Below are 20,502 nucleotides of genomic sequence, written 5' to 3'. Positions count from 1 at the left end.
TGTCGAAGTCGTATCGAAATCTGGCTCAGGCCGTGGCCTTGCGCTCCTGGGCGGTGTGCTGTTCTGGGGCGTCGCCGGCCTCGGCCCTGTCCGCCGGCAGGAAGCGGGCGATGGTGTTATCGTACAGCCAGGCACCCAGGCAGGCACCCACCACCGGGCCCAGGATGGGCACCCAGAAATAGGGATTGTCCCGTCCGCCGGAGAGGGCCATGTCGCCCCAGCCGGCCAGCCAGGCGAACAGCTTGGGGCCGAAATCCCGCGCCGGGTTCATGGCAAAGCCGGTGAGCGGGCCGGTGGCGGCGCCGATCACCGCGATCAGCAGGCCGATCAGCAGGGCCGCAGCCATCCCCTTGGGGCCGCCGTTGCGATCGTCGGTCAGCGCCAGTATCGCCATCATCAGCACGGCGGTGATCACCAGCTCCACCATAAAGGCATGTCCATTGGACAACAGGCTGTGGGGATAGGTGGAAAAAATGCCGGCCAGGGCCAGGCTCTCCTGGCTGCCCCTGAGCACACCCGCCGCCTGCTCCCATTCGATAAACAGCGGCTGGTACAGGCTGTAGACCAGGGCGGCGGCCGAGAAGGCGCCCGCCAGTTGCGCGCCTATATAGGGCAGCACCTTGCGTTTGTCGAAGCCCCGGAACAGGGTCAAGGCCAGGGTGACCGCCGGGTTGATATGGGCACCGGACACGCCGCCCGCCACGTAGATGGCGATGGCCACGCCCACCCCCCAGCTGATGCTGATTTCCCAGAGTCCGAAGCTGGCATTGGCCACCACCAGGGCGGCAACACAACCGGCGCCAAAGAAGATCAGCAATCCGGTGCCGATAAACTCCGCAAGGCATTCTCCGAACAGGGTGTTTGGTCGTTTGATAGACATTTTCCTACTCCATTGTGTGTGTACAGTCATACTGCCACTCGAATTCTGGGTTATTTGTTCGTATTCGAAAACATTGTGTTAGTGGATTTGTGTTCTTGATCACTTATTTTTGACCTTTTTCCTTCGTTGTGACACATGACTATCACTTATTGCGTACTGCTGACAGTGCAGCTGGTTCTCTTATGGCGCCTTGTTTTGGTCATTGAGTGACGCTTATCGGCTATTTGTCGTCGCTCTCGGGCTTGATTCCCGATAAAGGACTGCCAGTTTTTGCTTGTCTTTTACGGTCATGAATGTATTTTTATGCTCGAATGTGATCGTTTTGGTGTGGGTTCCACCCATGACGGTGGGGGAAGGCGATCTTTGGCCGGGCGGATGCCCGGCATTTTTTTAGTCAAACGACAAGGAGGCCGTGATGCCACTCAGGCTTAAAACCCGTTACAACCTGCTGCTCCTGCTGTTTATGGCCGGGGTCTTGCTGCTGACCATCGCCGGGCTGCGCTGGCTGCTCACCCCCAGGCTGATGGCCATGGAAAGCGAGCTGATCCGCCACGAGCTGGTGTTGATAGGAGAGGAGATACAGCGGGAACTGGCCCAGGTGCAGGCCCAGCAGCGGGCCATCACCCAACTGGTGCCCGAGCTTGCCAGCGAGCAGATCGATGCCCAGTTGCCTAGCCTGCTCGATCAGTACGGCGAGCCCAAGGTGTTCGGCGGCGGCATCTGGCCCCTGCCCCGGGCGAGAACGCCGGATCGGGACAGGCACAGCAGCTTCTATCATCGCGCCGAGGGAGGGCAGCTGGTGGTCAACCGCTACTGGAACTCCGCCGAAGCGCCCGCCTACTACCGGCAGCCCTGGTACCGGAACGGGCGCGAGGCGCCCCGGGGGCAGTGCGCCTGGGCCAAGGCCTATCGGGACGGGGCCAGCGCCGAACCGCGTACCAACTGCGCCATGGGCATCTACCGGGACGGTACCCTCTACGGGGTCGCCACCCTGGACGTGACCCTGGGCTTTTTCAACGAGCTGGTGCGCCGCAGCGAGGCGCGCATCGGCGCCCAGGTGCTGATCCTGGAGCGGGACGGAACCCTGGTGAGCAACACCTCCGCCATGGCGGGAGAGGTGGTGCTGAGCACGGTGGCCGAGCAGGCCGAGCGTGCCGATATCGCCCGCCGGCTGGCGGCGCTGGATCTGGAACGGGCGGAGCCGATGCGGCTGGCATACCAGGGCGCCGGGGGCGAGGCCCTGACCCTGCTGCTCGAGCCCATTTCCGGCACGCCCTGGTTGATGGCGGCCAGCCTGCCCTCGGCCGGGCTGCAACAGCAGAGCCAGGCCATGGTGCGGTTGCTGCTGGGCCTGCAACTCCCGGCCCTGCTGTTGCTGCTGCTGGTGGCGGCGCTGGCGTTACATCGGCTGATGAACCGCCTGATGATGCTCAAGGCCGGCATCGACCGGCTGTCCGCCGGGGAGGCGGACTTGAGCCGTCGCCTGGCCCTGGGCCGGGGGGACGAGATCGACGACATCGGCGACTCGGTCAACCGTTTCATGGCCTATCTGCAGCAGATGGTCGCCCGCCTGGGCGAGGCCAGCGGCGATATCCGCCAGGCCCTGCAGCAGCTGGGTGAAGGGGCCCGGCGCAGCGGCGAGGTGCTCGATGCCCACGCCCGGGAAACGGAGCAGGTGGTGGCCGCCGTCAACCAGATGAGCGCCAGCGCCGACGAGGTGGCCGGCAGCGCCAGGGACAGCGCCGGCTTTATCCGCGAGGTCAACCGTCAGGCGCGCTCATCCCGGGAACTGGTCCAGCAGGCCTCGGCGGCGGTGGCGGCGCTGCAGGAGGAAGTGGCGGGCACCAGCGGCCAGGTGGCGCAGATGCGCGAGGCGGTGCAGCAGATCACCCCCATCCTCGACAGCATCGCCGGTATCGCCGAGCAGACCAACCTGCTGGCGCTTAACGCCGCCATCGAGGCGGCCCGGGCCGGCGAGCAGGGACGGGGATTCGCGGTGGTGGCGGAGGAAGTGCGGGCCCTGGCGGCCCGGACCCAGGCCAGCACCGAGGAAATCGGTGCCCGCCTGGCGCGGCTGACCGGTGGGGTGGCGTCCGTGGTGTCGGCCATGGCCACCACCCGGCAGAGCTGCCAGGCCACCGCCGGCCATACGACGGCGGTGACCCAGGGGCTGGATCAACTGGCCTCGGCGGTGGACCGCATCCACGGCCTGACCGAGCAGATCGCCGGTGCCGCCGAGCAGCAGCGCACCGTCTCCCGCCAGATCGATGAAAACATGGTCAGCATCAGCGACATGGTCGGCACCCTGGTGGCCCAGGACAGGCATAACCAGGACAGTAGCCGCCTGCTGGGCGAGGCCAACGCCGGGCTGGAGCGGATGGTGCGGGGCTTCAGGGCCTGACCCAGCCCACGCAGGCCTTGGGTAAAACGGGGCGCCAGGGCGCGCGCGGGCCGGCGGTGATTTCGCCGGCCCTGTCGTTGAGCCAGCCGGCCAGCTCGGCGCCGCAGCCGGTGCCGGCAGGTACCGGCGCCTGGGGTTGGCAGCGGGCCTGGCCCTGAGGGCAGGCGAGGCGCACATGGAAGTGGCTGGAATGGCCGAACCAGGGCCGGATCTTCCGGAGCCAGGAGGCGTCATCGTAGGCCTGGCACATGGCCTGCTTGATCAGCGGGTGCACGAAGATGCGGCTCACCCGGTGATCCTGGGCCGCCAGGGCGATCAGCCGGCGCTGGTTGTCCTGGAAGTCGGCGGTCAGGATATAGTGGCGGTGATCGACCATGTCCACCGCCTCGATGGTTTCCAGTTGTCGGGGCAGGGGATTGTCCGGTGGACTGCGCAGCCAGATGTCCGCGTCCAGCCCGGTCTGGTGGCTGCGATGACCATAGGCGAAAGGCCCGCCCCGTTGCATGGCGATATCCCCCACCAGCATGGGCGGCAGCCCGGCCTGGCCGACCCTGCGTCCCAGATCCTGCAGGTAGTGGATCATCTGCGGCTGGCCGTAGTAGCGCTGCCGTTCGCTTCTTATCACGTAATATCCGGGGCCGCTGCCGGGCAGGGCCTGGGCGTTCATCTGACAACCGGCGGAATAGCCGCCGATGGCCTCGGCCCAGAGGGCGCCCGGCAGCAGCCACAGTAACCAGCACCATCTGACCATCGGTATCTCTCCCTCATGTCCGACCAGGCCCATTATTTATGGCTCCCGTTTTTTTTGCTAGGGTTGTCACCCCTAACCCCGATGGACAAGATGATGACAGTGCAGCGCCTGCCCCTGCAACAGCTACTCGAACAACCCCTGGAATTCGTGCTCTGCCCGCCCGCGCTGCGCTTTTACCTTACCCACGGCCTGGTGCTGCTGGCCAGCCTGGCGGCGGTGGTGCTGGCCATTTGGGATGGCCGGGACGGCTTCGGCCTGATCCACTGGGTGGGAGTGATCTTCGGTGGCGTGGTGCTGCTGATCAGTCTGTGGCCGCCGAGCTGGAGCCGGCAGCGCTTGATCAACCTGGCCTTCGACGCCGAGCGGCTCTATATCGTCAACGGGGTGAGCGGGGTGGCCATGGCACTGCCCCGGGAGCGGGTGCTGGCGGTCAACCGGGGCAAGCTTCCCGGCCACGACGGCGCCATCATCGCCTTCACTCTGGACCTGTCCCTGAACGAGCAGGAGCTGGCACAGATCAACGAGGCCCTGGGCGCCCAGGTGGAAGACCGCTTCAGGCTCGATGAGAACCGCTATCGGTTCGGCTTTGTCGGCAACTGGCAATCCCGGCGCAGGCTGCTGGACACCATAGCGGTACTGGCGCCGGCGGTGGCGGTTCCGTCCCGCGACGAGCCCGCCGGGGACGAAGAGGACGACTGGGACGATTGAGCCCGGTTGCTATACTGCATGGGCATCTTCATCCAAGCAGGAGCCTGTTGCCATGACCTCGCGAGAGTCCACCACGATCCCGAAGCGCGCCTTCGAGCTGTACGATAAATATGCCCACGGCCAGATCGATCGCCGCCAGTTTATGACCGGCCTGGCCGGCGTGGCGGTGGGCGGCATGAGCGCCGCCGCCCTGTTCAGTGCGCTGATGCCCGATTACGCCCGGGCGCAGCAGGTGTCCTTCAACGATCCTGACATCCTGGCCAGCTACCGGGAGTTCGATTCCCCCGAAGGCCACGGCAGGGGCCGGGGCTATCTGGTACAGCCCCGTAACCCATCGTCTCCGCCCGGCCTGGTGCTGGTGGTGCACGAGAACCGCGGCCTCAACCCCTATATCGAGGACGTGGCCCGACGCCTGGCCAAGGCCGGTTTTATCGCCTTCGCCCCCGATGCGCTCTTCCCGCTGGGCGGCTATCCGGGCAACGACGATGACGGCCGTGCCCTGCAGCAGCAACTGGACGGCGACAAGGTAGCCGCCGACTTCGCCGCCGCCGCCCGCTTCCTGCAACCCTTGGAAGGGGGCAACGGCCGGCTCGGGGTGGTGGGTTTCTGCTTCGGCGGCTTTATCGCCAACAAGCTGGCCGCCGAGTTGCCGGAACGGGTCAGTGCCGCCGTGCCCTTCTACGGCATGCCGCCGGCACTGGACAAGGTGGTCGACATCAAGGCCGCCCTGCTGATCCAGATGGCCGAGATGGACGCGCGCATCAACGCCGCCTGGCCGGAGTATGAAGCCGCCCTGCAACGCCACGGCGTACGCTACCAGGCTTATCAGTACCCGGGCACCCAGCACGGCTTCCACAACGATTCCACCCCCCGCCACCACCCCGAGGCGGCGGAGCTGGCCTGGTCCCGCACCCTGGCGTTCCTTAGCGAGCATCTGGCGGGGTAGGGCCTGAAACCTCCTGCCCGCGGTCGATTGCCGATGATACTGGCGCGGTTTTTCCGGTGGTGTTCAACATCAGGGTCAGCAGACCGGCCAGCGCCACGACCACGCCGACCCACATGGGGGAGAGCAGGCTGTAGCCCTGCTCCAGGACCTGGCCGCTGGCAAAACTGCCGAACATGATGCCCAGCGTGATCACAGAGGCATGGACGGTATTGACCAGGGGACGTTCGCCATGAGGAAGCTGCATGATCCGGCTGACCATGGCCGGGTTCATGCTGACTCCCACCAGCCCGAGGCCGATCACGGCTGCGACTGAGACCCACGAGTGCTGGATGAAGAGGGCCAGCAATGACAGGAACAGGATTTGCAGCACCAATCCAATGGCCAGGATCAGGATGTTCCGCCTGCCGGCGAGCATGGCCACCAGGTGGTTGCCGAGCAGCATGGCGATGCCATAAACGAAGAGCAGAAGGGAAACGCTGCTGCTGGCAAAGCCGGCGACCTGGGTGAGGATGGGCACTAAGTAGCTGAAGGCGGCATAGGTGGCGCCTATTACGCAGAAACTGGTGGAGTAGACATACCAGAGCGACCGATTGCGGAACGCCGCCAGTTCCTGGGCCAGGCTTATCCTCGTCGCGGCGGGCAAGGCTGGCAGCAGGGCGACGCTGCCGAGGACACCCAGCAGGGCGAGGGCCACCACCAGCCAGAAGCTGGCGCGCCAGCCGTAGTGTTCCCCCACCAGGCTTGCCAGGGGCAGACCCAGTATGGTGCCCACCATGATCCCGGCCAGGACGATGGCCACCGCGCGGATGGCGAGGCCGGGGAGAACGAGACGGCCGCACATGCCTATCGCGATGCCGAAGAAGGCACCGGAAACAGCACCGGTGACCAGGCGTGAGACCACCAGTTGCCCGTAGGAGCAGGACAGGGCCCCCAGACTTTCCCCCAGTATAAAGATGGCGTAGAGCAGGTAGATTGCCCGTTTGGGAGGCTGGGCGGCCAGCAGCAGTGTCAGCAGCGGGCCGCCTATCGCCATGGCGGCGGCATAGAGGGAAACCAGATAGCCCACCTGCGGGATGCTGAGATCCAGATCCCGGGCCATGAGGGGCATCATGCCCAGGACTTGCAGCTCGCAGCTGATCATGGCGAAGATGCCAAAGGCCAGCAAATAGACGGAAACGGGAATGGAGGAGGTGTGTTGCTTGGGCATGTATTGTACCTGTTGTTGGTTGTCACGATAGTTGCGACAGTATTTCCTATGATTTAAGTTTTATTAATTGCTTAAAAGTGATTTCAGAAATGACTTTAATCATGGATTTGAACGCGGTTCGCCAGTTCCTCAAGGTGGCCGAGTGCCAGAGTTTTACCGAGGCGGCGCTGCAACTCGGGGTGACCCAGTCCGGGGTGTCCCGTGCCATCAGCCGGCTGGAGCAACAACTGGGAGTACGTCTGCTGCACCGCAATACCAGGGGGCTCAGCCTGACACCGGATGGCATCCTGTTCTACCAGCGTAGTGCGCCGCTGGTGGGGGGGCTGGAGGAACTGAGAAGGCAGTTGCAGGAGCGCCGCTGCTCTCCGTCGGGGGTGTTGAAGCTCAGCGCGCCATCCGCCTTCGGGCGGGTGGTACTGATGCCGATCCTGGCCCGGTTGCTCGAGCGCCATCCGCAGTTGCAGGTTGACATGGTGATGACGGACCGGATGGTCGAATTGGTGGACGAGGGCTTCGATGCCGTGCTGCGCACGGGGACCATAGGGGATCAGCGCCTTATCGCCAGGCCTCTGGCGCCCCTCGACTGGGTGACCATTGCCTCCCCGGATTATCTTTCACGCCGGGGTATCCCCGGACATCCCCGCGAGCTGGTGGCCCACAATTGCCTGCGGGTACGCAGCCAGCATACGGGCCGACCTGACAACTGGTGCTTTAGCGAGTCGGGCCGGACCTGCGAGGTCGGCGTCGATGGCAATCTGGTGTTTGACCATGGCGATCCCTTGCTGGACGCCGCCCGCCAGGGGGTCGGCATAGTACAGGTGATGGCGTTCTATGCCCGGGAGGCCCTCGCCAGGGGGGAAGTGCAAGCTATTCTTGCCGATTACACTCGTCCGCCGCATCCGCTTTCCCTGGTCTATCAGCCGTCAAGGCAGCATTCGGCCAAACTGCAGGTATTGAAAGACGCCCTGCTTCAGCATTGGGGTGCAGCCGAGTGATGCCGCGCCGGCTTGGGCCGGAATGGCGATATGGGGCGTTTGGGCGGAAAATGCGGGGCCGGCGGATTGCGCGGCCCCTGCTTGGGTTTGACCATGGGACACCTCCTGCCCTCAGTGTGGCAGAAGGCGGCGTTCAGCGCAGGAAGGGGTTGTGCAGCCGCTCTTCGCCCAGGGTGCCTTCCGGGCCGTGGCCGGGCACGAAGGTGACGTCGTCGCCGAGCGGCAGCAGGGTGTGCAGTATGCTGTCGATCAACTGCTGGTGGTTGCCTCGGGGAAAGTCGGTACGGCCGATGCTGCCCCGGAACAGCACGTCGCCCACGAAGGCCAGCCGCTGCGCCCGGTGCAACAGCACCACATGGCCCGGGGTATGGCCGGGGCAGTGATACACCTCCAGGGTTTCCTCGCCGACGGTGACGCTGTCGCCCTGCGCGAGCCAGCGGTCGGGCGCAAAGCCCTGGACCGGCGGAAAACCGAACATCTGCGCCTGCTGCGCCAGGGCTTCTATCCAGAAGGCGTCGTCCCGGCCGGGGCCGATGATGGGCACCCCGGTCTTTGCCTTCAGCTCGCCGGTGGCGCCCACATGATCCAGGTGGCCGTGGGTGAGCAGTATGCTTTCCAGCTCGAGGCCGCGCTCTGCCACCGCCGCCAGCAGCCGCTCGGTCTCGCCGCCGGGGTCGACGAGCGCGGCCTTGCGGCTCTGGCTGCACCAGATCAGGCTGCAGTTCTGGGCGAAGGGGGTCACCGGCAGGGTGATTCGTTCAAGCATGCTGAGTTTCCATTTTTAACATAATGTGATGGTGGGCGAAGTGTCGGCCTGGTGCCGACTGGCCAGCCAGCCGGCCAGCTCCCCGGCGTCGCCGCGTTTGACTACACGGGCTTCCTTCGCGGCCAGGTGGCGGCGGTAGATGGGATCGTAGTAGCGCTCCAGCAGCTCGGTGATCCACGCCCGGTGGCCGTCGCTGCCCAGGCCGCGGGCTTGTGCGGCCAGGGCCTCGTCCATGATGGCGGAGAGTCGGCGCCACTCCCGGTCGCCGAGGCGCTTGTACAGGCGCTTGAGGCCGCCCTGCAGGTAGTCGCCGAGGCGGGCCATGTCATTGCCGAAGCGGGCCTGCATCAAGTCCACGTAGTCGTGCTGGATCTGCCGTACCCGCTGCTCGAAAGGCACTTCCAGCACCAGCAGCGGCGATTGCTGCATCCGCTGGTAAAGTGACAGGGGCAGGGGGCAGCGGCCGATCATGGCGCTTTCGTCTTCCACCAGCCAGGGCGTGATACCGGCCCGGCGCTGTTTGAGCCGGGCGATGGCCAGCCGGTTCTCGAAGTCGATGGGTGTGGGCTGGGGCTCGCCCCAGTGGCCGAAGCTGGAGCCACGATGGTGGGCGTGGGCTTCCAGATCCAGGGCCAGGGGAGTACGGCTGAGCCAGTCGGTCTTGCCGCTGCCGGTCAGGCCCGCCAGCACATAGCCGGGCTGGCGGAACTCTTGCTCGATAACGGCCAGCAGCCGCCGGCGCAGGGCCTTGTAGCCGCCCTCCACCCGGGTGACGGGCCGGCCGGCCTCGGCCAGCCACTGCTGCACCGTCTGGCTGCGCAGGCCGCCGCGAAAGCAGTAGATAACGCCCCGGGGGTTAGCGTCCAGCCAGTCGAGCCAGGCCTGCAGCCGCCCCGCGCGTACCTCGCCGGAGACCAGCCGGTGGCCGAGTTCGATGGCGGCGGCCTGGCCCTGTTGCTTGTAGCAGGTGCCGACCCGGGCCCGTTCGTCGTCGGTCATCAGCGGCAGGTTGCTGGCCGAGGGAAAGGCGCCCTGGGTGAATTCCACCGGGGCGCGCAGATCCAGCATGGGCACATCTTCACCCAGCAGCACATCGTAATCGGCGGTCAGCTCAGTCACCGCTCACCTCGATGCGATGGGTACCGGGGGCGGTGAGTCGACCGATGGGGGCGAGTTCGAGATCGTGCCGACGGGCCAGGGCCAGAAAGTCGGGCTCCGCTTCGGGGCGCACCGCCACCAGCAGGCCGCCGCTGGTTTGGGGATCGCACAGTATCTGCTGCTGGCGCAGGCTCAGCGGCGCCAGCTTGTGGCCGTAGGCGTCCAGGTTGCGCAGGGTGCCGCCGGGCATGGCGCCGGCCTGCAGGTAGTGATCCAGGTTGGGCAGCAGGGGGATGGCGGCCATTTCCAGCCGGGCGCTGACATCGGCCCCTTCGCACACCTCCAGCAGATGGCCCAGCAGGCCGAAGCCGGTGACGTCGGTCATGGCGGTAACCCCCTCCAGGGCGGCGAAGTCCTGGCCCGGCTTGTTGAGTTGGCACATCACCTCGGGCGCCAGCAGGCCGTCTTCTTCCCGCAGCAGCCCCTTCTTCTGGGCGGTGGAGAGGATGCCGATGCCGAGCGGCTTGGTGAGATAGAGCCGGTCGCCGGCACCGGCGGTGTCGTTGCGCTTGACCCGCGCGAGCGGCACCTGGCCGGTGACCGCCAGCCCGAAGATGGGCTCGGGCGCGTCTATGCTGTGGCCGCCGGCAAGTGAAATGCCGGCGTCATGGCAGGCCTGGCGGCCGCCGTCGATCACCTGCTGGGCCACTTCCGGCGGCAGCAGGTTGACCGGCCAGCCGAGGATGGCGATGGCGACGATGGGGGTGCCGCCCATAGCGTAGATGTCGCTGATGGCGTTGGTGGCGGCGATGCGGCCGAAGGTGAAGGGGTCGTCCACTATTGGCATGAAGAAATCGGTGGTGGAGATGATGCCCATGCCGTTGCCGATGTCGACCACGGCGGCGTCGTCCCGGCTGGCGTTGCCCACCACCAGGCGGGGATCGGCAAAGGCGGGCAGCTGGCTGTGCAGTATGGTGTCGAGCACCTTGGGCGAGATCTTGCAGCCGCAGCCGGCGCCGTGGCTGTATTGGGTTAGGCGAATGGGGTCCACTGCGGATTCCTTGGTCACAAACGGAAAATGCTAATAGTAACGGTTAGACTACCTGGCTGACAAACCTTCGGGCTTACCTTGGCAGGCAACAGCGGCGTCCAAACAGGCGGATAAAGGGAACGGCTCCGCCGACCGTCACATGCCAGGGATGGCATGTGCGAGCGTACAGGGATGTATTCACAGCGTGTCGGCGGAGTTGGCCCTTTGGCCGACTTCTACGATCATGACAATGGCGGCGTCATCAAGCCGAGGGGCCGCAAGCGGCCCATGGCCGTTACCAGGCGCGGACCACCAGCCCCTTGAGGTAGTGGCCTTCCGGATAGGCGGTACCGATGGGGTGGTCGGCGGCCTGGTTGAGCCGCTCCAGGATCTGGGCGTCGCGGCCGGCGTCGAGGGCGGCGTCCGCCACTATCTTCTGGAACAGATCCGAGGTCATCAGCCCGGAGCAGGAGAAGGTCAGCAGCACGCCGCCCGGGTTGAGCAGCAGGAAGGCCAGCATGTTGATGTCCTTGTAGCCGCGGCAGGCGCCGTTGAGCTGGGCCTTGCTCTCGGCGAACTTGGGCGGGTCCAGCACGATGACGTCGAAACGCTGGCCCTGCTCCCGGTAATCGCGCAGCAGCTTGAACACGTCCGCCTGCTCGAAGCGGGCCCGGCCGAGGTCCAGGCCGTTCAGCTCGGCATTCTGGCGGGCAAGCGCCAGGGCCGACTCGGACACGTCGGCGTTGATCACCTCATCGGCGCCGCCCCTGAGGGCATAGACGCCGAAGGTGCCGGTGTAGCTGAAGCAGTTCAGTACCCGCTTGCCCTTGCAGTAGCGGCCGGCGATACGGCGGTTGTCGCGCTGATCCAGATAAAAGCCGGTCTTGTGGCCGTTTTCCACGTCCACCAGGATGCGTACCCCGTTGTTTTCCTCGATCACCACGGGCTGGGGCGGCAACTGGCCCGCCAGCAGGCCCTTGCGCTCCTTCAGGCCTTCCTTCTTGCGCACCGCCACGTCGGAACGCTCGTAGATACAGGCGCCCGGATAGAGCTGCTTGAGCGCCTCGACGATGGCCGGGCGCCAGCGCTCGGCACCGGTGCTGAGCAGCTGGCACACCACCACCTCGCCGTAGACATCGATGGTCACCCCGGGCAGGCCGTCGGATTCGGCGGCGCACAGGCGGTAACCGGTGAGGCCCTGCTCCTCGATAAGGGGCTGGCGGCCCTCCTTGGCGCGTTGCAGCCGGCGCAGGAAAAAGGCCTGGTCCACGGTTTCGCTTTGATCGAAGGTCCACACCCGGGCGCGGATCTGGGACTGGGGCGAGTAGAAGCCCCGGCCCAGCCACTGGCCGTTGTGGCTCAGGATGTCGACGGTGTCCCCGGCGTTGGGCTGGCCCTGCACCTTGTCGATGGCACGGGAAAACACCCAGGGGTGGCGGCGCAGGAGGGACTTCTCCCGTCCGGCGATAAGGGTAATGGCTGCGGTCATAGGCTGGAGCTGCTGAAAATAAGGGGCCACAATTCTAGGGGGCGGCGCGGTAAAACACAAACGAGGAGCCGAATCATGGGCGAGATGGCGAAAAAAATCCGGGTCAGCGGTCTGGTGCAAGGGGTGGGCTTTCGCTTCTACACCCAGCGCGAGGCGGAGAAGCTGGGGCTCAGCGGCTACGCCCACAACCTGCCCGACGGCCGGGTGGAGGTGGTGGCCGAAGGGGAGGCCGGGCAGGTGCAGCGGCTGGTGGACTGGTTGAAGGTGGGCCCCGCCAGCGCCTCGGTCGAGGGCATCGAAGTGGAAGAGGTGGCGCCGGGCCATCATCGGGGATTCGAGACCGGTTAGCCGGGCTTGCAGATTGCCGGCAAACCCTCGTATTACGCTGTGGTCACTCCCGCCTTCGCGGAGATGAGCGCTGTTGAACAGTGGCGCTCAAAGAAAAATGTAAAAGCCCGGCGGTGCCGGGCTTTGATAACGTCAGGCTTCCAGCCGTCGTCAGGCTTTCAGCTGGGCGTCCAGCTCTTCGATTTTGGCCTGCCAGATGGCGGGGCCGGCCACGTGGGCGTTGTTGCCCTCGGCGTCCACCGCCACGGTGACCGGCATGTCTTCCACCTCGAATTCGTAGATGGCTTCCATCCCCAGATCCTCGAACGCCAGCACCCGGGCCTTCTTCACCGCCTTGGCCACCAGGTAGGCGGCGCCGCCCACGGCCATCAGATACACCGCCTTATGGCGCTTGATGGACTCGACGGTGGCGGGGCCGCGCTCGGCCTTGCCCACCATGCCGATCAGGCCGGTCTGCTCCAGCATCATGTCGGTGAACTTGTCCATGCGGGTGGAGGTGGTGGGGCCGGCGGGGCCCACGGCCTCGTCGCCGATGGCGTCGACCGGGCCCACGTAGTAGATGAAGCGATCCTTGAAGTCGACCGGCAGTTTCTCGCCTTTGTTGAGCATGTCCTGGATGCGCTTGTGGGCGGCGTCACGGCCGGTGAGCAGCTTGCCGGACAGCAGCACGGTCTCGCCCATCTTCCACTGGGCGATATCGTCGCGGGTCACGGTGTCCAGGTTGACCCGGCGCACGTTCTCGCCCACTTCCCAGGTCACTTCCGGCCAGTCTTCCAGTTTCGGCGGGGTCAGCTCGGCGGGGCCGGAGCCGTCCAGGTGGAAGTGCACGTGGCGGGTGGCGGCGCAGTTGGGGATCATCACCACCGGCTTGGAGGCGGCGTGGGTGGGCGCGGACTTGATCTTGATGTCCACCACGGTAGTGAGGCCGCCCAGGCCCTGGGCGCCGATGCCGAGCTTGTTGGCCTTCTCGAAGATCTCCAGGCGCAGTTTTTCCTCGGTGGTCTCGGCGCCGCGCTCGATCAGATCGTGGATGTCCACCGGATCCATCAGGGCTTCCTTGGCCAGCACCGCGGCCTTCTCGGCGGTGCCGCCGATGCCGATACCGAGCATGCCCGGCGGGCACCAGCCGGCGCCCATGGTGGGCAGGGTCTTCAGCACCCACTCGACGATGTCGTCGGAGGGGTTGAGCATTACCATCTTGGACTTGTTCTCGGAGCCGCCGCCCTTGGCGGCGATGGCCACCTCGACGTGATCGCCGGGCACCATGTCGATATGCACCACGGCGGGGGCGTTGTCTTTGGTGTTCTTGCGGGCGCCGGCCGGGTCGGCCACGATGGAAGCGCGCAGGGGATTATCGGGGTTGTTGTAGGCGCGGCGCACCCCTTCGTCCACCATCTCCTGTACCGTCAGGTCGCTGTCCCACTGCACCTGCATGCCGATCTTCACGAAGCAGGTGACGATGCCGGTGTCCTGGCAGATGGGCCTGTGGCCTTCGGCGGACATGCGCGAGTTGATCAGGATCTGGGCAATGGCGTCCTTGGCGGCCTGGCTCTGCTCTTTCTGGTAGGCTTTTTCCAGGGCCTGGACGAAGTCCAGCGGGTGGTAGTAGGAGATGTACTGTAGGGCGTCGGCAACGGAGTCGATAAAGTCCTGCTTCTTGATAATGCTCATGGCTTCCTCTGGGTTATCGGCGTTAGCTCTGTGTTGTTATAAGCTTCGCTATGATACGCTTAGCGCCACCCGGCTGCCAGCCCAGCCTCAGGCCGGATGCCAAAACTGTCGAGTGGATTACATTTAATGGCACAGCTTCTGCAAGTTCACAGCCAGCCGTTTTCCGGCTCTGTGCATGACTTCTTTTCCCCCGTCGCCCACCTGCCCTGGGCCATGCTGCTGGAGTCGGCCGCCCCCGAGCGGGCCGACAGCCGCTTCCATATCATCAGCGCCGACCCCCTGGCCACCCTGGTCACCCGGGGCGAGGAAACGGTGATCGATCATCAAGACCGGGTGCAGGTTTCGAGCGCTTCCCCCTTTTCCCTGTTGAAGGAATGGCAGCAGCGGCTGCTGGGCGAACTGAGCCTGCCGGCGCCGTGGCGCCATCTGCCCTTCGCCGGCGGCGCCCTGGGGTTGTTCGGCTACGATCTGGGCCGGCGGTTGGAGCGGCTGCCGGCGCTGGCGGTCAACGAGCTAACCACCCCGGACATGGCGGTGGGTCTCTACGACTGGGCCTGGGTGATCGATACCCGGGAGCAAAGTGCCCACCTGCTGGTGCTGGGCGACGAGGCGGCGCTCGTAGCCCGGCTGGACTGGTGGCGGCAACGGCAGGAGAGGGCGGCGGCGCCCTTCCGTCTGGCCGGTCCCTGGCGGGCGAACCAGTCCCAGGCGCAATACCGGGCCAACTTCGAACGGGTGCAGGATTATCTGGCCGCCGGCGACTGCTATCAAATCAATTTGACGGTGCGTTTCGAGGCGCCCTTCGAGGGCGATGCCTGGGCCGCCTATCGTCACCTGAGCGAGCACAACCGGGCACCCTTTTCCGCCTTTCTGCAACTGCCCGAGGGATCCGTGCTCAGCCTGTCGCCGGAGCGTTTCATCGCCCTCGAAGGGCGGCGGGTCGAGACCAAGCCGATCAAGGGCACCCGGCCCCGGGGTGCCGAGGCCGCCGAGGACCGTCGGCTGGCCGAGGCGCTGGCGTCATCCCCCAAGGACAGGGCCGAGAACCTGATGATAGTGGACCTGTTGCGCAACGATATCGGCCGGGTGTGCGTGCCCGGCTCGGTGCGGGTGCCGGCCCTGTTCGCCATCGAATCCTTTCCGGCGGTGCATCACCTGGTGTCCACCATCACCGGCGAGCTGGCCCCCGGGCTCGACGGCACCGATCTACTGGCGGCCACCTTTCCCGGCGGCTCCATCACCGGCGCGCCCAAGATCCGGGCCATGCAAATCATCGAGGAGCTGGAGCCCCACCGCCGCCACGGTTACTGCGGCAGTATCGGCTACCTCAGCGCCCACGGCCGCATGGACACCAGCATCACCATCCGCACCCTGCTGGCAGAACAACACCGGCTCTACTGCTGGGCCGGCGGCGGCCTGGTGGCCGACTCCGAGGCCGGTGCCGAATACCAGGAGTTGTTCGACAAGCTGGGCAAGATCTTGCCGGTGCTGGAAACCCTATGACCCGCGAGCAACTGCTGACCCGCTTCAACCTGTTGCAGCCCCTGCCGGATCCTGTGCTGCCCGCCCAGGCCCGGCCGGCGGCGGTGTTGCTGCCGCTGCTCGACGGGGCGGGGGGGCTGGAGCTGGTGCTGACCCGGCGCAGCCGGCACCTGCGTCAGCACCCGGGCCAGGTCAGCTTCCCCGGCGGCCGGGTGGACGACACCGATGCCAGCCTCTGGCACACGGCACTGCGGGAAAGCCAGGAGGAAATCGGGCTGGATCCGGCCCTGTGCCGGCCGCTCGGTCGCCTGCCTTCCCAGCACACCGTTTCCGGTTTCGCGCTTACCCCTTTTATCGGCCTGGTCGAGGGCAGGCCGCACTTTGTGCTCAATCCGCAGGAGGTGGACGAGGTGTTCCAGGTGCCCCTGGCCTATGCCCTGGATCTGCGCCGTCACCACCTCTTTACCCTGCGAAGGCGTGGCCGGCTGCACACCGTCTGTTTCATTCCCTGGCACGGCATCTGGATCTGGGGCATCACCGCCGCCGTCATCCACCAGTTCGCCCTGCAGGTCGCCCGCTGACCAAAGGCGATCCCGGTCACAGATCCTGCGTACTCTTCTCCCGCCATTAAAAATCTGTTGGGTTGGAACTCAAATAATCCTACAATCATTCAATATAAGTTGAATGATTGCGTCCAGCCTCGTTGTGTTTCGGAGTATTCCCATGATCAGTGTGTTCGACATGTTCAGTATCGGCATCGGCCCTTCCTCCTCCCATACCGTGGGTCCCATGCGGGCGGCCCATGCCTTCGTGGCGGGTCTGGCGGAGCAGGGCACCCTGACCCGGGTCAGCCGGGTCGAGGTGGAATTGTTCGGCTCCCTGGGCCAGACCGGCATCGGCCATGGCACCGGCAAGGCGGTGATTTTGGGGCTGGGGGGCTTCGACCCGGAAAGCGTGGACGTGGACATGATCCCGGGTTTCCTGGCCGAGGTGGACGCCAGCCAGCGCATCCTGCTCAACCGCGAGCATGCGGCGGCGTTTCCCCGCAGCGGCGCCATCGTCTTCCATCGTCGCAAGACCCTGCCCCTGCACAGTAACGGCATGACCTGCCGGGTGTTCGAGGGTGACGCCGTGCTGGCCGAGCAGTCCTACTACTCCATCGGCGGCGGTTTCGTGGTCAAGGCGGAGGAGTTCGCCGACACCAAGGCCGGCGCCCAGGCCCAGGCCGTGGCCCGGCCGGCGCCCTATCCGTTCAAGAGCGCCGCCGAGCTGCTGCGCCTGTGCCAGGAAAACGGCATGTCGATCAGCGGCCTGATGATGGCCAACGAGAAGGTCAACCGTTCCGAGGAGGAGATAGTCCGCGGCCTGCGGGAGATCTGGGGGGTGATGCAGGCCTGCGTCAAGCGCGGCTGCAAGACCGAGGGCATACTGCCGGGCGGGCTCAAGGTCAAGCGCCGGGCGCCGGCCCTGTACCGCCGGCTGACCAGCGAGTCCCAGTACAACAAGGATCCCCTGAGCGTGATGGAGTGGGTGGACTTGTTCGCGCTGGCGGTGAACGAGGAAAACGCCGCCGGCGGCCGGGTGGTGACGGCGCCCACCAACGGCGCCGCCGGCATCATCCCCGCCGTGCTGCATTACTACGACAAGTTCGTGCAGCCGGTGGATGACGACGCCCTGGTGCAGTATTTCATGACCGCCGCCGCCATCGGCATCCTGTACAAGGAAAACGCCTCCATCTCCGGCGCCGAAGTGGGCTGCCAGGGCGAGGTGGGTGTGGCCTGCTCCATGGCCGCCGGCGCCCTGACCGCGGTGGTGGGCGGTACCATAGAGCACGTGGAAAACGCCGCCGAAATCGGCATGGAGCACAACCTGGGACTGACCTGCGACCCGGTTGGTGGCCTGGTGCAGGTGCCCTGCATCGAGCGCAACGCCATGGGCGCGGTCAAGGCCATCAACGCCAGCCGCCTGGCCCTGCGCGGCGACGGTGAGCACAAGGTGTCGCTCGACAAGGTGATCAAGACCATGCGCGACACCGGCATGGACATGAAGACCAAGTACAAGGAAACCGCCCGCGGCGGCCTGGCGGTCAATATCATCGAATGCTGAACGGAAAAAAGCTTGAAGCTGGATGCCTGACTCTTAGTCACAAGTCCGGCTGTCTGATTTGACGCAGATAAGAGGCAACAGGGCCACCTCCGCCGACACGCTGTGAATACATCCCTGTACGCTCGCACCTGCCATCCCTGGCAGGTGACGGTCGGCGGAGGCCATCCCTGTTGCCTCTATCCAGCCCCGACGCTGCCTGAAGGTGGTGCCAACAGGCGGCTGCGAGGCGATAGAGAGGGCAAAGGGCACAGCTCCGCCGGCCCTCCGCGCCAGGGAGGGCGCGGCGGAGCCCCCAGGGAGGGGTTTACGGCGTGCCGGAGGAGCTGTGTGCTTTGGCCGATGTTTTGCTTGATCAAAAGTCAACAAAAACTTGTGACCAAGAGTCAGGCTGGATGCCTGAAGCTGGAAGTAAAAAGCCCGGTTCATAAACCGGGCTTTTTGTTGTCAATACAGCCAACGCTGTGGCTGTGTACCGGCTAAAGAGGCGCCTGAAAACAGCGCCACTTCCAGCTTCCAGCTTCCAGCTTATTTCACTCTCATGCCCGGCTGGGCGCCGGCCTGGGGTTCGAGGATCCACAGATCCTTGCCGCCGGGACCGGCGGCCAGCACCATGCCTTCGCTCATGCCGAAGCGCATCTTGCGCGGGGCCAGGTTGGCGACCATGACGGTAAGCTTGCCTTCCAGATCTTCGGGCTTGTAGGCGGACTTGATGCCGGCGAACACCTGGCGGGTCTCGCCGCCCAGATCCAGCTGCAGCTTGAGCAGCTTGTCCGCTTCCGGCACCGCTTCCGCCTTCTTGATCAGCGCCACCCGCAGGTCCACCTTGGCGAAGTCGTCGAAGCTGATGGGGTCACTGATGGGATCGTCCGCCAGGGGGCCGGTGGGCTTGGCGGCCTGCTCGGCGGCCAGATCTTCCTTGGAGGCTTCGACCATGGCGGCGACCTTGTCCGCCTCGATGCGGCTGAACAGGGCGCTGAAGGTGTTGACCCGGTGGGCCAGCAGCGGCTGCGCCACTGCGTCCCACTCGAGGCGACAGTCGAGGAAGGCCTCGGCCCGCTCGGCCAGTGTCGGCATCACCGGCTTGAGGTAGGTCAGCAGCACCCGGAACAGGTTCAATCCTAACGAGCAGATGGCCTGCAGCTCGGCCTCCTTGCCGTCCTGCTTGGCCACCACCCAGGGCGCCTTGTCGTCCACGTAGCGGTTGGCCTTGTCGGCCAGGGCCATGATCTCGCGGATGGCGCGGCCGAATTCGCGCTGCTCGTAATACTGGCCGATGCGCTCGGCGGCCTCGGTGAACTCGGCATACAGGGCGGGTTCGGCGCAGTCGGCGGCGAGCAGGCCGTCGAAGCGCTTGGTGATAAAACCGGCGTTGCGCGAGGCCAGGTTGACCAGCTTGTTGACCACGTCCGCGTTGACCCGGGCCACGAAGTCATCCAGGTTCAGGTCCAGATCGTCGATGCGGCTGGACAGCTTGGCGGCGTAGTAGTAGCGCAGGCACTCGGGATCCAGGTGGTCGAGGTAGGTGTCGGCCTTGATGAAGGTGCCCTTGGACTTGGACATCTTGGCGCCGTTGACGGTGACGTAGCCGTGCACGAAGATGTTGTTCGGCTTGCGGAAGCCGCTGCCTTCCAGCATGGCCGGCCAGAACAGGCTGTGGAAGTAGACGATGTCCTTGCCGATGAAGTGATACAGCTCGGCGTCGCTGTCCGCCTTCCAGTAATCGTCGAAGTTCAGGTCACCGCGCTTGTCGCAATAGTTCTTGAACGAGCCCATGTAGCCGATGGGGGCGTCCAGCCACACGTAGAAGTACTTGCCCGGGGCATCGGGAATTTCGAAGCCGAAATAGGGGGCGTCGCGGGTGATGTCCCACTGTTGCAGGCCGGACTCGAACCATTCCTCCAGCTTGTTGGCCATTTCTTCCTGCAGGGCGCCGGAACGGGTCCAGGCCTTGAGCATGCCCTCGAACTGGGGCAGGTCGAAGAAGAAGTGCTCGGTGTCCTTCATCACCGGGGTGGCGCCGGACACCGCCGAGCGCGGGTTGATCAGCTCCGCCGGGGTGTAGGTGGCGCCGCACACCTCGCAATTGTCGCCGTACTGATCTTCCGCCTTGCAGCTGGGGCAGGTACCCTTGACGAAACGATCCGGCAGGAACATGCTCTGTTCGGGATCGTACAGTTGGGAAATGGTGCGGCTCTGGATAAAGCCGTTGGCCTTGAGCTTGCCATAGATCAGTTCGGCGAATTCGCGGTTTTCCGGGCTGTGGGTGGAGTGGTAGTTGTCGAAGCCGATGTGGAAGCGGTCGAAGTCGGCTTTGTGCTCCTGCTGCACCGCGGCGATCATCTGCTCCGTATCCAGGCCAAGTTGCTGGGCCTTGAGCATGATGGGGGTGCCGTGGGCGTCGTCGGCGCAGATGAAATGGACCCGATGGCCACGCATTCGTTGGTAGCGAACCCAGATGTCGGCCTGAATGTGCTCCAGCATATGACCAAGGTGGATGGAGCCGTTGGCATAGGGAAGGGCGCAGGTAACGAGAATCTTACGTGGATCGGTAGCCATAATTTCCATTTTGTCGAATCAATTACGTGGGACCGAGCATGTTACCCGAGTTTTTTCTGTTATACACT

At 65.2% G+C, this 20,502-nt stretch carries 17 protein-coding genes; 8 read left to right on the top strand and 9 right to left on the bottom strand.

Annotation, left to right across the window (positions count from 1 at the left end):
• Window positions 1-25: 25 nt before the first annotated feature.
• Window positions 26-880: an MIP/aquaporin family protein gene (locus ACT7DK_RS10225; protein WP_445398790.1), complete on the bottom strand. Its 855-nt coding sequence runs from the start codon at window positions 878-880 to the stop codon at window positions 26-28.
• 415 nt (window positions 881-1,295) lie between these two features.
• On the opposite strand from ACT7DK_RS10225, the gene ACT7DK_RS10220 reads away from it, so the two are divergent.
• Window positions 1,296-3,281 carry a methyl-accepting chemotaxis protein gene (locus ACT7DK_RS10220; protein WP_445398788.1) on the top strand — a complete coding sequence of 662 codons (1,986 nt, stop codon included), beginning with the start codon at window positions 1,296-1,298 and terminating at the stop codon, window positions 3,279-3,281.
• Here the strand turns inward: ACT7DK_RS10220 and mepA are convergent.
• On the bottom strand, window positions 3,271-4,032 hold the full coding sequence (gene mepA, locus ACT7DK_RS10215) for a penicillin-insensitive murein endopeptidase (RefSeq protein ID WP_445398786.1): 762 nt from the start codon (window positions 4,030-4,032) through the stop codon (window positions 3,271-3,273). The genes ACT7DK_RS10220 and mepA overlap by 11 nt on opposite strands.
• A gap of 90 nt (window positions 4,033-4,122) precedes the next feature.
• On the opposite strand from mepA, the gene ACT7DK_RS10210 reads away from it, so the two are divergent.
• Window positions 4,123-4,740: a hypothetical protein gene (locus ACT7DK_RS10210; RefSeq protein ID WP_445398784.1), complete on the top strand. Its 618-nt coding sequence runs from the start codon at window positions 4,123-4,125 to the stop codon at window positions 4,738-4,740.
• Between the two features lie 52 nt (window positions 4,741-4,792).
• Window positions 4,793-5,686, top strand: coding sequence for a dienelactone hydrolase family protein (locus ACT7DK_RS10205; protein ID WP_445398782.1), 894 nt, complete (start codon window positions 4,793-4,795; stop codon window positions 5,684-5,686).
• Here the strand turns inward: ACT7DK_RS10205 and ACT7DK_RS10200 are convergent.
• On the bottom strand, window positions 5,664-6,893 hold the full coding sequence (locus ACT7DK_RS10200; protein WP_445398780.1) for an MFS transporter: 1,230 nt from the start codon (window positions 6,891-6,893) through the stop codon (window positions 5,664-5,666). The genes ACT7DK_RS10205 and ACT7DK_RS10200 overlap by 23 nt on opposite strands.
• Window positions 6,894-6,994: 101 nt before the next feature.
• On the opposite strand from ACT7DK_RS10200, the gene ACT7DK_RS10195 reads away from it, so the two are divergent.
• On the top strand, window positions 6,995-7,888 hold the full coding sequence (locus tag ACT7DK_RS10195; protein WP_445398778.1) for a LysR family transcriptional regulator: 894 nt from the start codon (window positions 6,995-6,997) through the stop codon (window positions 7,886-7,888).
• 133 nt (window positions 7,889-8,021) lie between these two features.
• Here the strand turns inward: ACT7DK_RS10195 and ACT7DK_RS10190 are convergent, their stop codons facing one another.
• The 4 genes from ACT7DK_RS10190 to ACT7DK_RS10175 all read right to left on the bottom strand — a co-directional run bounded on the left by ACT7DK_RS10190 (window position 8,022) and on the right by ACT7DK_RS10175 (window position 12,271).
• Window positions 8,022-8,654: an MBL fold metallo-hydrolase gene (locus tag ACT7DK_RS10190; RefSeq protein WP_445398776.1), complete on the bottom strand. Its 633-nt coding sequence runs from the start codon at window positions 8,652-8,654 to the stop codon at window positions 8,022-8,024.
• Window positions 8,655-8,669: 15 nt separating this feature from the next.
• Window positions 8,670-9,773, bottom strand: coding sequence for a tRNA 2-selenouridine(34) synthase MnmH (mnmH, locus tag ACT7DK_RS10185; RefSeq protein ID WP_445398774.1), 1,104 nt, complete (start codon window positions 9,771-9,773; stop codon window positions 8,670-8,672).
• The gene (selD, locus tag ACT7DK_RS10180) at window positions 9,766-10,803 is read right to left on the bottom strand and encodes a selenide, water dikinase SelD (protein ID WP_445398772.1); all 1,038 of its coding nucleotides are present in this window, start codon (window positions 10,801-10,803) and stop codon (window positions 9,766-9,768) included. Before selD ends, mnmH begins: the two co-directional genes overlap by 8 nt.
• Before the next feature lie 274 nt (window positions 10,804-11,077).
• Complete coding sequence (locus ACT7DK_RS10175) at window positions 11,078-12,271, bottom strand: class I SAM-dependent methyltransferase (RefSeq protein ID WP_445398770.1); 1,194 nt, start codon at window positions 12,269-12,271, stop codon at window positions 11,078-11,080.
• Between the two features lie 75 nt (window positions 12,272-12,346).
• On the opposite strand from ACT7DK_RS10175, the gene yccX reads away from it, so the two are divergent.
• Entirely contained in the window at window positions 12,347-12,619 is a 273-nt protein-coding gene (yccX, locus tag ACT7DK_RS10170; protein ID WP_445398768.1) for an acylphosphatase, read from the top strand.
• A 150-nt stretch (window positions 12,620-12,769) separates the two neighbouring features.
• On the opposite strand, the gene ACT7DK_RS10165 is transcribed toward yccX, so the two are convergent.
• Window positions 12,770-14,290, bottom strand: coding sequence for a fumarate hydratase (locus tag ACT7DK_RS10165; RefSeq protein ID WP_445398766.1), 1,521 nt, complete (start codon window positions 14,288-14,290; stop codon window positions 12,770-12,772).
• 126 nt (window positions 14,291-14,416) lie between these two features.
• Between ACT7DK_RS10165 and pabB the strand changes: the two genes are divergently transcribed.
• The 3 genes from pabB to ACT7DK_RS10150 all read left to right on the top strand — a co-directional run bounded on the left by pabB (window position 14,417) and on the right by ACT7DK_RS10150 (window position 17,878).
• Window positions 14,417-15,793, top strand: a complete 1,377-nt coding sequence (gene pabB / locus ACT7DK_RS10160) for an aminodeoxychorismate synthase component I (RefSeq protein WP_445398764.1) — start codon at window positions 14,417-14,419, stop codon at window positions 15,791-15,793.
• Window positions 15,790-16,353 (top strand): CoA pyrophosphatase, encoded by a 564-nt coding sequence (locus ACT7DK_RS10155; protein ID WP_445398762.1) that lies wholly within the window; start codon window positions 15,790-15,792, stop codon window positions 16,351-16,353. The genes pabB and ACT7DK_RS10155 overlap by 4 nt, the downstream gene beginning before the upstream one ends.
• A gap of 142 nt (window positions 16,354-16,495) precedes the next feature.
• A complete protein-coding gene (locus tag ACT7DK_RS10150; RefSeq protein ID WP_445398760.1) occupies window positions 16,496-17,878 on the top strand; it encodes an L-serine ammonia-lyase in 1,383 nt (460 codons plus the stop codon).
• Between the two features lie 525 nt (window positions 17,879-18,403).
• On the opposite strand, the gene metG is transcribed toward ACT7DK_RS10150, so the two are convergent.
• A complete protein-coding gene (metG, locus tag ACT7DK_RS10145; RefSeq protein WP_445398758.1) occupies window positions 18,404-20,434 on the bottom strand; it encodes a methionine--tRNA ligase in 2,031 nt (676 codons plus the stop codon).
• Window positions 20,435-20,502 lie beyond the last annotated feature (68 nt).

The sequence above is a fragment of the Zobellella sp. An-6 genome (assembly GCF_052487945.1).
This window is presented reverse-complemented; position numbering and strand designations above follow the sequence as displayed.

Coding starts and splice junctions, on each gene's coding strand:
- ACT7DK_RS10225 (WP_445398790.1), bottom strand. CDS start 880: ATGTCTATCAAACGACCAAACACCCTGTTCGGAGAATGCCTTGCGGAG.
- ACT7DK_RS10220 (WP_445398788.1), top strand. CDS start 1,296: ATGCCACTCAGGCTTAAAACCCGTTACAACCTGCTGCTCCTGCTGTTT.
- mepA (WP_445398786.1), bottom strand. CDS start 4,032: ATGGTCAGATGGTGCTGGTTACTGTGGCTGCTGCCGGGCGCCCTCTGG.
- ACT7DK_RS10210 (WP_445398784.1), top strand. CDS start 4,123: ATGATGACAGTGCAGCGCCTGCCCCTGCAACAGCTACTCGAACAACCC.
- ACT7DK_RS10205 (WP_445398782.1), top strand. CDS start 4,793: ATGACCTCGCGAGAGTCCACCACGATCCCGAAGCGCGCCTTCGAGCTG.
- ACT7DK_RS10200 (WP_445398780.1), bottom strand. CDS start 6,893: ATGCCCAAGCAACACACCTCCTCCATTCCCGTTTCCGTCTATTTGCTG.
- ACT7DK_RS10195 (WP_445398778.1), top strand. CDS start 6,995: ATGGATTTGAACGCGGTTCGCCAGTTCCTCAAGGTGGCCGAGTGCCAG.
- ACT7DK_RS10190 (WP_445398776.1), bottom strand. CDS start 8,654: ATGCTTGAACGAATCACCCTGCCGGTGACCCCCTTCGCCCAGAACTGC.
- ACT7DK_RS10175 (WP_445398770.1), bottom strand. CDS start 12,271: ATGACCGCAGCCATTACCCTTATCGCCGGACGGGAGAAGTCCCTCCTG.
- yccX (WP_445398768.1), top strand. CDS start 12,347: ATGGGCGAGATGGCGAAAAAAATCCGGGTCAGCGGTCTGGTGCAAGGG.
- ACT7DK_RS10165 (WP_445398766.1), bottom strand. CDS start 14,290: ATGAGCATTATCAAGAAGCAGGACTTTATCGACTCCGTTGCCGACGCC.
- pabB (WP_445398764.1), top strand. CDS start 14,417: ATGGCACAGCTTCTGCAAGTTCACAGCCAGCCGTTTTCCGGCTCTGTG.
- ACT7DK_RS10155 (WP_445398762.1), top strand. CDS start 15,790: ATGACCCGCGAGCAACTGCTGACCCGCTTCAACCTGTTGCAGCCCCTG.
- ACT7DK_RS10150 (WP_445398760.1), top strand. CDS start 16,496: ATGATCAGTGTGTTCGACATGTTCAGTATCGGCATCGGCCCTTCCTCC.
- metG (WP_445398758.1), bottom strand. CDS start 20,434: ATGGCTACCGATCCACGTAAGATTCTCGTTACCTGCGCCCTTCCCTAT.